Raw genomic sequence first — 14,139 nt, 5'->3', positions numbered from 1 at the left:
CGGAATCAGGGTGCGCGCATCGGCACCGGCCAGGACGAGGCTACCCGCCATAGGCGGAAACGGAAGCGGCGACCGCCCTGCCCCGGGCGGTCGTCCTGCCCGGTCTAGCCCGGGGCGAACAGCAGGTTGGGCGCGTGGCGCTCGTAGCCCTCTTCCGCCAGGCGCACGTCCAGCGCCAGGCTGGCGAGATCGGCGGACAGGGGTTCGCTGCGGGCGTCGTGGTCGCGATAGAGGTGCTTGAGATAGGTCTTGCAGTGGGCGCAGGTCTCGGCGCGTAGCGGAGCCTTCTGGACGTTGGCGTCGTCGGTGCTCAGGGAGTAGTAGCCCAGGCCCTTGCCCGTCTCGCAGTGGCTGCACTTGACCCGCACGAAGTGCCACTCGCAGGCGCACAGCGAGCAGGTGAGGTATCTCAGGCCATTGGCCTTGCCCAGGTGATGGATGATGCCGGCCATGGGCGGCGCACCGCAGCAGGGGCAGGACGTCTGACTACCCTGTTCGCGCAGGGCGCTGAAGTCACTGCGCTGCAGCCAGTGGGTCCAGGCCACCTGCAGGGCGGCGCCGAGGAAGGGCACGACGCCGGCTGGCACCAGTTCGTAGCTGCCGGCCAGCAGGGCGATGGCCCAGGCCTTGCGCTGGCCGGCATCGGCCTGGCGCAGTTCGTCCAGGGCGGCCTGTACCGGCGCCTGCGCAAGCTTGAGGGCCTCCAGCAGGGCATCCAGCGCGGGCAACCAGTCCCCCTCGCGAACCAGGGTGTCGTAACCCAGGGGTGGCAGACCATGCTGCAGACTCTGGGCGCTGCGCGCCTCGTCCAGCGGCAGGGGGGCGAGCCGGTCGAAGACCCCTTGCTGGGCTTCGCACAGGTCGGCCATCAGCAGCAGGTAGTCACTCAGCGCATTGCCGGCGGCCAGCAGGCGCAGGCGGTCGGCGCGATAGCCGAACAGCTCGCCACCGGGCAGCAGGATGAAATCGGGATTGACGGCCGCGGCTTCGATTTCGCCGGGCTCGAGGATCTGGCCCGCCATGGCAGGGCTCCTTAGCAAAACGGTGGAAGATGGAGGATTCAGGATAGCGGGCGGGTTGGGGTGTCGGGCTCCGCTGCCCTCACCCCAACCCTCTCCCGGAGGGAGGGGGCAAAATGCCGCGCCCCTCAGCCGTAGGTTGGGTCGAGCGTAGCGAAGCCCAACGATAGAGACCGCTCACTTCTTCTCGCGGGTGACCTTCTCGTACCACAGCGAGTGGTGCTTCTTGGCCCAGGCCCGGCTCACCCAGCCGGTCATCATCGCGGTCACCGAGCCCTTGATCCAGATCCCGGCATAGATGTGCACGATGATCGACAGCACCAGCACGAAGGCGGCCACGGCATGGGCCAGGGCGCCCAGGCGGATCACCGGGATGGGGAACAGGTGGGCGAAGTACTGCCGCCAGATGACCACGCCGCTGACCAGCAGGACCAGCATGCAGGCCAGCAGTACCCAGAACAGGATCTTCTGCCCAGGGTTGTACTTGTCGATCGGCGGCAGCTTTTCCTCGCGGTTGTTCAGCACATCGTTGATCTGCTTGAGCCACTGGGCGTCTTCACGACCGATCTTGTTGTGCCGCCAGAAGCGGATCACCAGGAAGGCGAAGAACAGGAACATCGCCACACCCATGAAGGGATGCAGGATGCGCGTCCAGGTGCCACCACCGAACAGGTTCGACAGCGGGAACAGCGCGGGGTGGAACAGCGCCAGTCCCGACAGCCCGGCCATGAAGAACAGGATCGCCACGATCCAGTGGTTGGTCCGCTCGTTGGCGTTGTAACGCTGGATTTCAGGTTTCATCTCGATCTCCCAGGACGCCCCCGGCCAAACCGGGGGCGTACCCCTGCTAGGGCTGCTTGTCGTGCGGATCGAAGATCTGCACGGACGGACTCAGCTGCTTGACCTCGCCCCTGGGCGCATCGCCCTCGGGACGAGGCGGCGCCTCGACCACCTCGTCGTCGTCATCGGTCCGGTTCGGGCCGACGCGCACGTAGTGGAAGAAACCGGCCAGCACCGCCGCGCCCATGGCGAACAGCGCCAGGGGTTTGGTGAAGCCCTTCCAGAGGCCCACGGTGGGACTGATGGTCGGGTCCTTGGGCAGGTGGTTGTACAGCTGCGGCTGGTCGGCATGGTGCAGCACGTACATGACGTGGGTGCCCCCTACCCCAACCGGGTCGTACAGACCGGCGTTCTCGTAGCCGCGGCTCTTGAGATCGACGATGCGCTCGGCGGCGTGCTCCTTCATGGCGTCCTTGGTGCCGAAGACGATGGCGCCAGTGGGGCAGGTCTTCACGCAGGCCGGCTCCAGGCCGACCCCGACCCGATCCGAACACAGCGAGCACTTGTAGGCCTTGTTGTCCTTCTTCGAGATCCGCGGGATATCGAAGGGGCAACCGGCGATGCAGTAGCCGCAACCGATGCAGTGGTCCTGGTTGAAGTCGACGATGCCGTTGGCGTACTTGACGATGGCCCCCGGACTCGGACAGGCCTTGAGGCAACCCGGCTCGGCGCAGTGCATGCAGCCGTCCTTGCGGATCAGCCACTCCAGCTTGCCGGCCTCGTCCTCGTGCTCGGTGAAACGCATCAGCGTCCAGGAGTCCGCGGTGAGGTCCGCCGGGTTGTCGTAGGTACCGTGGGTGTGGCCCACCTCGTCGCGCAACTCGTTCCATTCCGAACAGGCGACCTGGCAGGCCTTGCAGCCGATGCACTTGGACACATCGATCAGCTTGGCCACTTCCGCCTGGGTGCGCACCGACGTATAGGCCGTGGTGGTCGCGGAGCGGGCGTAGATATCCTGGCTTGCCATCACGCTTTCTCCACGTTGACGAGGAACGACTTGAACTCGGGCGTCTGGGTGTTCCCGTCACCCACGAAGGGGGTCAGGGTGTTGGCCAGGTAACCCATCCGCGCCACGCCGGAGAAACCCCAGTGGATGGGGATGCCGACGTGGTGCACCGTCTCGCCGTTGACCTGCAGCGGACGGATCCGCTTGGTCACCACCGCCTTGCAGACGATGTGGCCGCGCTTGGAGGTGACGCGCACGAGATCACCCGCGGCGATGCCCTTCTGCTTGGCCAGCACCTCGCCGATCTCGACGAACTGCTCCGGCTGGATGATGGCGTTGAGACGGCAGTGCTTGCTCCAGTAGTGGAAGTGCTCGGTCAGGCGGTAGGTGGTGGCCGCATAGGGGAAGTCCTTGCGATCGCCGAAGTCCGCCCAGTCGTCCTTGAGCACCCGCGCCGCCGGGCTGTTGAGCGCCTTGCGGTTGTTGGGGTGCAGCGGGTTGACACCGATGGGCGTCTCGAACGGCTCGTAGTGTTCCGGGAAGGGCCCCTCGGCCATCTTGTCCAGGGCGAAGAAACGCGCCACCCCTTCCGGGTTCATGATGAAGGGACTCATGCCGTCGGCCGGCTTGGCGTCGATCTTGTAGTCGGGCACATCGGTGCCGCCCCACTTCTGCGCCTTGTCGTTCCACCACACCAGCTTCTTGCTCGGGTCCCAGGGCTTGCCGCTGAGGTCCGAGGAAGCGCGGTTGTAGAGGATGCGTCTGTTGTTCGGCCACGACCACGCCCAGCCCAGGGTCTGCCCCATATGGAACGGATCGCTGTTGTCGCGCCGCGCCATCTGGTTGCCCTGCTCGGTCCAGGCGCCGCAGAAGATCCAACAACCCGAGGCGGTGCTGCCGTCGTCCATCAACTGGCCGAAGCCGGCGAGTTGCTGACCGGCCTTGGCCGAGACCGCGCCCTTGGCATCCAGCACATCGGTGACGGCGTAGCCGTTGAACTCCTTGGCGAGTTCTTCCGGCGCCGGCTCCTCGGGCTTGGCGTAGGGCCAGGACAGCCCCAGGATCGGATCGGGGAAGGCCCCGCCATCCTTCGCATAGGCCTCGCGCAGCTTGAGGAACAGCTCGGACATGATGGCGATGTCGCTGCGCCCTTCGCCGGGTGCCTCGGCGCCCTTGAAGTGCCACTGCAGCCAGCGGCTGGAGTTGACCAGGGAGCCGTCTTCCTCGGCGAAGCAGGTGGTGGGCAGGCGGAACACCTCGGTCTGGATCTCGGCGGTGTTCACATCGTTGTGCTCGCCGTGGTTGCGCCAGAACTCGGAGGTCTCGGTGGCCAGCGGGTCCATGATCACCAGCCACTTGAGCTTGGACAGCCCGCGCATCACCTTGGCCTTGTTGGGGAAGGCGGCAATGGGGTTGAAACCCTGGCAGACATAGCCGTTGACCTGGCCCTTGCCCATCATGTCGAAGTAGCGCAGGACGTCGTAGCCGGCGCCGGTGACATCGACCTTGGGCAACCAGTGATAGCACCAGTCGTTGTCCTTGGTGGCCTTGTCGCCGTACCAGGCCTTCATCAGGCTGACGTGGAACTTGCCGTAGTTCTGCCAGTAGCTCATCTGCCCCGGACGCAGCGGTTTGCTGGCGCGACGGGCGATGAAGGCGTTGTAGTCCTGCTCGCCGTCGCCGCCGATGGTCAGGTAGCCGGGCAGCTGGATCGACAGCAGGCCCAGGTCGGTGAGGCCCTGGATGTTGGAGTGACCGCGCAGGGCGTTCATGCCGCCACCCGGCAGGCCGATGTTGCCCAGCAGCAGCTGAACCATGGCGCCGCAGCGGATGATCTGCGCCCCGATGGAGTGCTGGGTCCAGCCCAGGGCATAGAGGATGGTCATGACGCGACCGGGCGCCGAGGTCTCGGCGATTTCGGCCCAGACCTTCTGGATCGCGTCGGTCGGCGTGCCACAGGTCTGGCTGGCCACTTCCAGGGTGTAGCGGCTGTAGTGCTGCTTCATCAGCTGGAAGACGCAGCGCGGATCCTGCAGGGTCGGATCGATCTTGACGAAGCCGTCGTCGCCGATCTGGTAGCCCCAGTTCACCTTGTCGGTGTAGGTGCGCTTCTCGGCGTCATAGCCGTTGTACAGGCCGTCCTCGAAGGTGAAGCCTTCCTTCACCAGGAAGCCGGCGTCGGTGTAGTTGCGGACGTACTCCTGCTGAATCTTGTCGTGGGTGATCAGGTAATTGATCAGCCCGCCGAGGAAGGCGATGTCGCTGCCGGTGCGGATCGGCGCGTAGTAATCCGCCACCGAGGCGGAACGGGTGAAACGCGGATCGACCACGATCAGCCGGGCGTTGTTGTGCGCCTTGGCCTCGGTGACCCATTTGAAGCCGCACGGATGGGCTTCAGCGGCATTGCCGCCCATGATGAGGACGAGATTGGCGTTCTTGATGTCGCTCCAATGATTCGTCATCGCTCCACGGCCAAACGTCGGGGCAAGACCTGCCACCGTCGGGCCGTGTCAAACGCGCGCCTGGTTGTCGAAGGCCAGCAGGCCCAGACTCCGTGCGATCTTGTGCGTCAGATAACCGGTTTCATTGGAGGACGCCGAGGCGGCCAGGAAGCCTGTGGTCAACCAGCGATTGACCGTCTGGCCCTTGTCGTTGGTGGCGATGAAGTTGGCATCGCGGTCTTCCTTCATCAGGGTAGCGATGCGCCCGAGCGCCTCGTCCCAGCTGATGCGGGTCCACTCGTTGCTGCCGGGCTTGCGGACTTCCGGGTACTTGAGGCGATTGGGGCTGTGGATGAAATCCAGCAGGCCGGCGCCCTTCGGGCAGAGGGTGCCGCGATTGACCGGATGGTCGGCGTCGCCCTCGATGTGAATGATGTTCTGGGCCACGTTCTTGGCCCGGTCGCCCATGCTGTACATGATCAGGCCGCAGCCGACCGAGCAATAGGGACAGGTGTTGCGGGTTTCCACGGTGTGCGCCAGTTTGAAATGGCGCACCTGGTCGGCAAAGGCGGCTGTGGGAGCCATGCCTAACGCCGCCAGGCTGGATCCCGCAAGGCCGACTCCAGCGACCTTGAAGAATTGCCGACGGTTCATATCCACGATTCTTATCCTCGTTCAGGCTGGGTCCGGTGCGTAGCCGAACCCTGCACAGAGAGTAACCCAACAGCCTGGCTTATCGAGCGCTCAGCTGTTGTCGCCGATCAATGGAAGTCGGCCTTCCGTCCCCTGATCCGCCGCGGCCTGACGAATGGCCTGGGATCCCGCACGGCCGGGTACCCTCCGTTGGCAGCGGATCATCGTCGGCCAGCCGCCGCTCACCGAGCGGGTGCGCAAGTCCAGGGCCTGGCGAAAGGTAGCCAGTAGAGCGGTCCGGCGATCCTGGCGACTCGGCAGCTCCGGAAAGTCATGCTAAGCTGGCTAACTTTCCTCGCGATGCCTGCGGACCCCTTCACCATGTCCAAGCACCTGCCGACGCCGCCATAGCGCCAACCCTCCCCTGGTGACGGCCCCTGCGGTCTGTACCCGAGTCCTGCTGCCCTGTCGTCTCTCCGCGATCGCGCCCCGCCGTGCTGTCGCCCGTTCTGGATACGTCATGAAAAGTGTCTCTCCCCGCGCCGACATCCTGGCCGGTCTCACCACGTCCTTCGCGCTGGTGCCCGAGTGCATCGCCTTCGCCCTGGTTGCCCATCTCAATCCGCTGATGGGGCTCTATGGGGCCTTCTTCATCTGTACTCTCACCGCCCTCTTCGGTGGCCGCCCCGGCATGGTCTCCGGCGCCGCCGGCTCCATGGCGGTGGTCATCATCGCCCTGGTGGTGCAGCACGGCGTGCAGTACCTGCTGGCCACGGTGGTGCTCGGCGGCCTGCTGATGATCGCCTTCGGCCTCTTGCGCCTGGGCAAGCTGATCCGCATGGTGCCGCACCCGGTCATGCTGGGGTTCGTCAACGGCCTGGCCATCGTCATCGCCCTGGCCCAGCTGGAGCACTTCAAGCAGGGCGAGACCTGGCTCAGCGGCACGCCGCTGTACCTGATGATCGGTCTGACCGCCGTGACCATGGCCATCATCTGGCTGCTGCCGCGGCTGACCCGCGCCGTGCCGCCGGCCCTGGCCGCCATCCTCGGCGTGGGGCTGGCGGTGCATTTCCTCGACCTGCCCACCCGTACCCTGGGTGACATGGCCCATATCGCCGGCGGCCTGCCGCGCCTGGCGCTGCCCGACATCCCCTGGAGCCTGGAAACGCTGCAGATCATCCTGCCCTATGCGGTGCTGATGGCCCTGGTCGGCCTGCTGGAGACCCTGCTGACCCTGAATCTCACCGACGAGATCACCGAGAGCCGCGGCCTGCCCAATCGCGAGTGCGTGGCCCTGGGCGCGGCCAACATGGCTTCGGGGCTGTTCGGCGGCATGGGCGGTTGCGCCATGATCGGCCAGACCATGATCAACCTGAGCTCGGGCGGCCGCGGCCGGCTGTCGGGGGTGGTCGCCGGCGTGCTGATGCTGCTGTTCGTGCTGTTTCTCTCGCCGCTGATCGAACGCATTCCGCTGGCAGCGCTGGTGGGCACCATGTTCGTGGTCGCCCAGCAGACCTTCGCCTGGGCCTCGCTGCGGGTGCTGCACCGGGTACCGCGCAGCGACATGCTGATGATCATTGCCGTCACCGTGATCACCGTCTTCGCCGACCTCGCCACCGCGGTACTCTGCGGCATCGTCCTGGCCGCGCTCAACTTCGCCTGGCAGCACGCCCGCCGGCTCTATGCCGACAGCCATCTGGAGGCCGACGGCAGCAAGAGGTACCAGGTGCACGGCACCCTGTTCTTCGCCTCCACCGCCACCTTTTTGAACCAGTTCGATCCGGCCGGCGACCCCGCCAGGGTCGTGGTGGACTGCCGCCACCTGAGTTTCGTCGACTACTCCGCCGTGGCCGCGCTGCGCACCCTGCACGAACGCTATGCCAAGGCCGGCAAGCGGGTGCGGGTGCTGCACCTGTCCCAACGCTGCAAGCAGCTGCTGCGCCGCGGCGGCATGACGGACGACCTCGCCCTCGGCGATTGAACCCGCAACGGCGCGCCCGGGTCTCTCCCAGCAATGTCCTGCTCCTGGAGACCCGCGGCCATGTCCAAGATCCTCGCCTGCCTCGACGGCTCGGCCGTCAGCGCCGCCGTCTGCGACTTCGCCGCCTGGGCCGGCACCACCCTGGATGCCCCGCTCACCCTGCTGCACGTGCTGGATCAGCGCCGCTATCCGCGGCCGGGCCAGGCCACGCCGTCCCTGCTGGTCAACCGCGAACACCTGCTGACCGAGCTGGCGGCGCTGGATGCCCAGCGCGGCACCCTGGCGGAAGACCAGGGTCGGCTGCTGCTCGATGCGGCCCAGCTGCGGGTGGAGGAGCAACAGGCGCGCTGCGCCGGGGCCGTGCTCCAGCACGGTGACCTGATAGGTTCGCTGGAAAGTCTGCAGGAGGATTTCGACCTCATCGTGCTGGGCCGTCAGGGCGAGGACAGTCCACCCAAGCGGCTGATCGGCCGCCACCTGGAAAGCGCCATCCGCCTCCTGCATCGCCCGCTGCTGGTGGCCGGCCACCTGTTCGTCAAGCCCAGCGGCGTGCTGCTGGCCTACGACGACAGCAACAGCGCGCGCAAGGCGGTGACCTGGGTGGCCACCTGCCGGCTGTTCGACGGCCTGGCCTGCCACCTGGTGACCGTCGGCCGCGACCGCGAAGAACGCCGCGCCGCCCTCGCCCGCGCCGCCGAGGAACTCAGGGCCCGGGGCCGCACGGTCACCACCGCCATCACCGACGGCGACGTGGAACTGGGCCTGGAGCGCTATCGCAAGCAGCACGGCCTGGAACTGGTAGTGATGGGCGCCTTCGGCCACTCGCGCCTGCGCCACTTCTTCATGGGCAGCAACACCCGCAACATGCTGGAAGCCGCCGGCAGCGCGCTGATCGTGGTGCGTTAGCCCAGGCTGCCGCCTAGAAATCCACCCGCCCGCGACTGGCCTTGAGGCCGCTGCGGCGCGACTTGCCTTCCAGGCGGCGCTGCTTGGAGCCATAGGTGGGCTTGGTCGGACGCCGCGGCTTTTCCTGGACATTGGCCGTGGCGATCAGCGTGGCCAGGCGTTCCAGGGCGTCGGCGCGATTCTGCTCCTGGGTGCGGTATTGCTGGGCCTTGATCACCACCACGCCATCGCGGCTGATGCGCCCGTCGCGCAGCGTCAGCAGCCGCTCCTTGAGCGCTTCCGGCAGCGAAGACGCCTGGATGTCGAATCTCAGGTGGACGGCGCTGGAAACCTTGTTGACGTTCTGCCCACCCGCACCCTGGGCACGAACCGCAGTGAGCTGGATTTCCTGCTCGGGCAGCGTCAGACGCTCGTCGATGACCAGACTCACGCCAGGTGCGCGCCGCGGCTGAGCCAGGCGTCCAGCAGCGGTTCCAGTTCCTCCAGCGGCTGGTAGCCGTTGGTGACCAGCGCCAGCTGGCCGTCACGCTCGGCCAGCAGCGTAGGGAAGCCGGCGATACCCAGATTCAGCGCCCAATCGAAGTCGGCCTGAGTGGCCTGGTGCGCCGGCTCGCCGTCGAACAGCGGCGCGAATTCGATGCGCGGCAGGCCACAGGCTTCGGCCAGTTCCACCAGCAGCGCCGGCTGGGTGACGTCGCGGGCTTCGACGTAGAAGGCCCGCTGGATACGCTTGGCCAGTGGCCAGACCGCCTCTTCGTCGAGCTGGCGGGCGGCGACCAGGGCGCGGCAGGCCGGCTCGGTGTCGTACACCAGGCCTTCCGGCGGCCCCTGGTCCAGGGCGAAGGGCTGGCCGGTGGTCTCCTGCACCGCCTGCCAGTAGGCCAGGGTGCGCACCCGGCTGGCGGTGTCCTGGGCCACCCGCTCGCGACGCAGGCCGCCCACCACCAGGCGCAGCGGAATGCCCTGGGCGGCCGCCCGCTCGGCCAGGCGCTCGACCACCGGCGCGAAGCCCCAGCACCAGGAGCACATGGGGTCCATCACATAGAGCAGGCGACCGGGCATCCTAGACCTCCTCGGGGTTGGGCATGGCGTTCAGCCGCGGATCGCGGCCGATGGGATGGGGTTCGTTGCGCAGGCGCGCCAGTTCGATCTGCTTCTGCCGCTCGCGGGCGCCGGCGCGGGTCTTTTCCGACAGCGAATCCCAGCAGTGCGGGCAGCTGATGCCGGGGCTGTAATGCACTGACTGCATGTCTTCCGGCGAGACCGGCGTGCGGCAGGCATGGCACTGGTCGTAGACCCCTTCGGCGAGGTCATGGGTCACGGTCACCCGGTTGTCGAAGACAAAGCACTCGCCTTCCCAGCGCGACTCCGCTGCCGGCACCTCTTCGAGGTACTTGAGGATGCCGCCCTTGAGATGGAAAACCTCGGGAAAGCCTTCCTGCAGCATGAAGCTCGACGCCTTCTCGCAGCGAATGCCGCCGGTGCAGAACATGGCGACCTTCCTGTGCCGGGCCGGATCGAAGTGCTCGCGGATATAGGCCGGGAAATCGCGAAAGCTCTTGGTCTGGGGATCGATGGCACCCTTGAAGCTGCCGATGCCCACCTCGTAGTCGTTGCGGGTGTCGATCACCAGCACCTCGGGATCGTCCATCAGGGCGTTCCAGTCCCGGGGTTCGACATAGGTACCCACGCGGCGGTTGGGATCGACGCCGGGTACGCCCAGGGTGACGATCTCCTTCTTCAGCTTGACCTTGGTGCGATAGAAGGGCTGCTCGGTGCAGTAGGATTCCTTGTGATCGATGTCCACCAGGCGCGCATCGGCGCGCAGCCAGGCGAGCACGGCGTCAATACCTTCGCGGCTGCCGGAGACGGTGCCGTTGATGCCTTCCTCGGCCAGCAGCAGGGTGCCCCTGACGTCATGCGCCAGCAGGGTTTGCAGGAGGGGTTCACGCAATTGGACGTAGTCGTCCAGGGTGACGAACTTGTACAAGGCCGCCACGACAATCTTGTCGGTCATCTTCGGGTTCCCAGGGGTCGCCCTCGCAAAGGGCGGACCGGTTAGACGAAAACGCCGGCAAGGATGCCGGCGCCGATCAAATTTTAACCAATACGGACTGCCGCTGAACAGGGCTCGCCGGGTTCAACCCGCGAGGTCGTGCTTGCTGCCGCCGCGGCAGGTGGGCGAATCCGGTGCCTGGCCCTGCGCCGCCCACTCTTTGGGGGTATAGGTGTGCAGCGCCAGGGCATGGAACTGGCCCATGAGTTCGCCCAGGGTGCCGTAGACCTTCTGGTGGCGCTTCACCGCGTTAAGGCCGGCGAAGTGATCGCTAACCACCACCGCCTTGTAGTGGGTCTCCTGGCCGCGGCTGTGCATGTGGCTTTCGTCCAGCACCTCCAGGTGCTCGGGTTGCAACAGGCCCAGGCTGGACTGGATACGTTCGCGCATGCTCATGGGGATACCTCGACTGTGAGAAGCGTCATTCTAGCGAGCCTGGGCGCCGCCCGGAAACGACAAAGCCCGGAACGGGTCCGGGCCTTGTGGCAAGGCTGAATCAGCGCTTGGCGGGCGGGGGTGCGTTCTCGGCACCGGCCGGCGGCTTCACGCCCAGCTCCTTGTCCATCTCGGCGAGGATGCCGTTGACCTTGGGTACCGCCTGCTCCAGCTTGGCCTGGGTCAGCTGGGCGGACTGCGCCGACAGGCGCGGCAGGGTGGCGATCATCTTCTTGCCCAGATCGGACTGGTAGAACTTGATCAGGCCCTCCAGCTCGTCTTCGGTGAAGTTGTCGGTGTACAGCTTGACCATCTCGGGCTTGATCTTTTCCCAGCCGATGGTGCTGTCCAGCGCCTGGTTGGCGCGGGCGGTGTAGCTTTCCAGCACGGCTTTCTTGGCCGGCGACTTGGCCTGCTCGAAGTGCTGGGCGAAGAGCTGCTGGACCTGGGCGTAGACCGGCGTGGTCAGCTTGTCGGCGTTGGCCAGCTTGAGAAAGCGCTCCGCGTCGGCCGCGTGGCTCTTGGCGTCGGCCAGGGCGAAGCTGCTGGCGCTGGCGAGCACAACGACGGCGCCAAGCGTACGGAGGGTCTTCTTCATGGGCATCCTTCAGGAGACTGAAAATGGACCGCGAGTGTGCCACAGAGCGGCTGAACCTGGCCTGAACTTATCGAGGACTACCGCCAAGTTGAGAACACTTCCCATTTGGGAACCCTGGCGCTAACCTGCTGCCCAAGTTAGCTGGACCCTACCTCATCAACGGAGACCGCCATGAGCCGCACCGAAACCGATAGCATCGGCCCCATCGAAGTAGCCGACGACGTCTACTGGGGCGCCCAGACTCAGAGGTCGCTGGAAAACTTCGCCATCGGCAACCAGCAGATGCCGCTGGCGGTGGTACATGCCCTGGCGACGGTGAAGAAGGCGGCCGCGCGGGTCAATCTGCGCCTTGGCGAACTGCCGGAAGATGTCGCCACCCTGATCGAAAAGGCCAGCAGCGAGATCCTCGACGGCTTCCACGATGACCAGTTTCCGCTGGTGGTCTGGCAGACCGGCAGCGGCACCCAGAGCAACATGAACGTCAACGAGGTCATCGCCGGACGCAGCAACGAACTGGCCGGCAACGGCATGGGCGGCAAAAAGCCGGTCCATCCCAATGACCACGTCAATCGCGGCCAGAGCTCCAACGACTGCTTCCCCACCGCGATGCACATCGCCACCGCCCTGGCGGTACAGAACGACCTGCTGCCGGCCATCGCCGAGCTGTCCGGCGGCCTGGCGCTGCAATCGGCGCGCTACCAGAACCTGGTCAAGACCGGCCGCACCCACATGATGGACGCCACCCCGGTGACCTTCGGCCAGGAGCTGTCGGCCTTCGTCGCCCAGCTGGACCTGGCCGAGCGCGCCATCCGCAATGCCCTGCCGGCGGTCCTGGAACTGGCCCAGGGCGGCACCGCCGTGGGCACCGGCCTCAATGCGCCCAAGGGCTTCGACGAAGCCATCGCAAAGGAAATCGCCGAACTCACCGGCCTGCCCTTCGTCACCGCGCCGAACAAGTTCGCCGCCCTCGCCGGCCATGAACCGCTGGTGGCCCTGCACGGTGGTCTCAAGACCCTGGCCGTGGCGCTGATGAAGATCGCCAACGACCTGCGTCTGCTGGGTTCCGGTCCGCGCGCGGGCTTCGCCGAGGTAAAGCTGCCGGCCAACGAGCCGGGCAGTTCCATCATGCCGGGCAAGGTCAACCCGACCCAGTGCGAGGCGCTGTCGATGCTGGCCTGCCAGGTGATCGGCAATGACGTCACCGTCGGTTTCGCCGCCAGCCAAGGCCATTTGCAGCTCAATGTCTACAAGCCGGTGATCGCCCACAACGTGCTGGAATCCATCCGCCTGCTGGCCGATGGCAGTCGCAACTTCAACACCCATTGCGTCACCGGCATGGAGCCGGACGAGCACAAGATGGCCGAACACCTGGAACAGGGGCTGATGCTGGTGACGGCGCTCAATCCGCACATCGGCTACGACAAGGCCGCCGAGATCGCCAAGAAGGCCTACGGCGAGAACAAGACCCTGCGCGCTGCCGCGCTGGAGCTTGGCTATCTGACCGACGAGCAATTCGATCAGTGGGTACGTCCGGAAACCATGCTGGAAGCCGGTGGCCGTGGCTGAGGCCCGCGGCGCTACGCCGCTGGAAGGAGATGGCCGGCGCCTGCTGGTCATCCAGGGCAATCCCAAGCGCACCAGTTTCTGCCAGTCGCTGGCCGACGCCTATGTCCTAGGCGCCCAGGCCAGCGGCCAGGTGGTGCGTCAGCTCAAGCTGGCCGACGCCCAGTTCGATCCGGTACTGCGCGAAGGCTATGACCTCTCCCAGACCCTGGAGCCGGATCTGCTGGAAGCCCAACGGCAGATCCACTGGGCCGAGCACCTGGTGTTCATCTACCCGGTGTGGTGGAACGGCCTGCCGGCGGTACTGGCGGGTTTTCTGGAGCGGGTGCTGCAACCGGGCTTCGCCTTCGCCCAGCGCGACCAGACCTGGGGCGGCGAGCCCCTGCTGACCGGCCGCAGCGCCGAGTTGCTGGTGACCTCCGACACCCCGCCCTCGCCCTGGCAGCGCCTGCGCAACCAGGCGCCCCACCGCCAGGGCATCCAGGAAGGCCTGGAAGCCTGCGGCATCCAGGTGCTGCAGGTTCATGAGTACTCGCCGGTGCGAGCGGCGGACGAGGAACAGCGGCTGCGCTGGCTGCAGGAAGTGGAGCGGTTGGGACGGAACGAATAGTCCACCCAAGGGCCTTGGTAGGTTGGGTTGAGCGCCAGCGAAGCCCAACAGCACTTCGACATTGGCCCTGTTGGGCTTCGACGATGGCGCCGTCTGAGCCCAACCTACGGG

13 protein-coding genes are annotated in these 14,139 nt (G+C 66.3%); 4 read left to right on the top strand and 9 right to left on the bottom strand.

The genetic code is table 11. The features are described 5' to 3' along the window. Nucleotides 1-104: 104 nt before the first annotated feature. The 4 genes from fdhE to fdnG form a co-directional block, all read right to left on the bottom strand. A complete protein-coding gene (fdhE, locus tag OMP44_RS00190) occupies nt 105-1,022 on the bottom strand; it encodes a formate dehydrogenase accessory protein FdhE (protein ID WP_280305816.1) in 918 nt (305 codons plus the stop codon). Between the two features lie 174 nt (nt 1,023-1,196). Beyond that, entirely contained in the window at nt 1,197-1,820 is a 624-nt protein-coding gene (locus OMP44_RS00185; protein WP_133862815.1) for a formate dehydrogenase subunit gamma, read from the bottom strand. A gap of 46 nt (nt 1,821-1,866) precedes the next feature. After that, the gene (fdxH, locus tag OMP44_RS00180) at nt 1,867-2,826 is read right to left on the bottom strand and encodes a formate dehydrogenase subunit beta (protein ID WP_133862816.1); all 960 of its coding nucleotides are present in this window, start codon (nt 2,824-2,826) and stop codon (nt 1,867-1,869) included. Beyond that, nucleotides 2,826-5,906 carry a formate dehydrogenase-N subunit alpha gene (gene fdnG / locus OMP44_RS00175; protein ID WP_273862960.1) on the bottom strand — a complete coding sequence of 1,027 codons (3,081 nt, stop codon included), beginning with the start codon at nt 5,904-5,906 and terminating at the stop codon, nt 2,826-2,828. Before fdnG ends, fdxH begins: the two co-directional genes overlap by 1 nt. Before the next feature lie 493 nt (nt 5,907-6,399). Between fdnG and OMP44_RS00170 the strand changes: the two genes are divergently transcribed. Together OMP44_RS00170 and OMP44_RS00165 are read left to right on the top strand one after the other, a co-directional pair. Further along, nucleotides 6,400-7,860 (top strand): SulP family inorganic anion transporter, encoded by a 1,461-nt coding sequence (locus OMP44_RS00170; protein ID WP_187980126.1) that lies wholly within the window; start codon nt 6,400-6,402, stop codon nt 7,858-7,860. A gap of 60 nt (nt 7,861-7,920) precedes the next feature. Next, a complete protein-coding gene (locus OMP44_RS00165) occupies nt 7,921-8,766 on the top strand; it encodes a universal stress protein (protein WP_280305810.1) in 846 nt (281 codons plus the stop codon). Between the two features lie 13 nt (nt 8,767-8,779). Here OMP44_RS00165 and arfB read toward each other — a convergent pair whose 3' ends face one another. The 5 genes from arfB to OMP44_RS00140 form a co-directional block, all read right to left on the bottom strand. Next, on the bottom strand, nt 8,780-9,196 hold the full coding sequence (arfB, locus tag OMP44_RS00160; RefSeq protein ID WP_372240072.1) for an alternative ribosome rescue aminoacyl-tRNA hydrolase ArfB: 417 nt from the start codon (nt 9,194-9,196) through the stop codon (nt 8,780-8,782). Continuing rightward, nucleotides 9,193-9,828, bottom strand: coding sequence for a DsbA family protein (locus tag OMP44_RS00155; protein WP_160923243.1), 636 nt, complete (start codon nt 9,826-9,828; stop codon nt 9,193-9,195). Before OMP44_RS00155 ends, arfB begins: the two co-directional genes overlap by 4 nt. Nucleotide 9,829: 1 nt before the next feature. Continuing rightward, nucleotides 9,830-10,783, bottom strand: coding sequence for an oxygen-dependent tRNA uridine(34) hydroxylase TrhO (gene trhO / locus OMP44_RS00150; protein ID WP_280305807.1), 954 nt, complete (start codon nt 10,781-10,783; stop codon nt 9,830-9,832). Between the two features lie 123 nt (nt 10,784-10,906). After that, complete coding sequence (locus OMP44_RS00145; protein WP_280305805.1) at nt 10,907-11,218, bottom strand: BolA family protein; 312 nt, start codon at nt 11,216-11,218, stop codon at nt 10,907-10,909. A gap of 100 nt (nt 11,219-11,318) precedes the next feature. Beyond that, the gene (locus OMP44_RS00140; protein ID WP_133862822.1) at nt 11,319-11,855 is read right to left on the bottom strand and encodes a DUF2059 domain-containing protein; all 537 of its coding nucleotides are present in this window, start codon (nt 11,853-11,855) and stop codon (nt 11,319-11,321) included. Between the two features lie 171 nt (nt 11,856-12,026). Here OMP44_RS00140 and OMP44_RS00135 point away from each other — a divergent pair, with 171 nt between their 5' ends. Then, the gene (locus OMP44_RS00135; RefSeq protein ID WP_280305803.1) at nt 12,027-13,421 is read left to right on the top strand and encodes a class II fumarate hydratase; all 1,395 of its coding nucleotides are present in this window, start codon (nt 12,027-12,029) and stop codon (nt 13,419-13,421) included. After that, complete coding sequence (locus tag OMP44_RS00130; RefSeq protein ID WP_133862824.1) at nt 13,408-14,028, top strand: NAD(P)H-dependent oxidoreductase; 621 nt, start codon at nt 13,408-13,410, stop codon at nt 14,026-14,028. The genes OMP44_RS00135 and OMP44_RS00130 overlap by 14 nt, the downstream gene beginning before the upstream one ends. The last annotated feature ends 111 nt before the right edge of the window (nt 14,029-14,139 follow it).

This window comes from Pseudomonas flavocrustae (genome assembly GCF_029872515.1).
In the GTDB taxonomy this organism is placed as follows: domain Bacteria; phylum Pseudomonadota; class Gammaproteobacteria; order Pseudomonadales; family Pseudomonadaceae; genus Chryseomonas; species Chryseomonas aestiva.
This window is presented reverse-complemented; position numbering and strand designations above follow the sequence as displayed.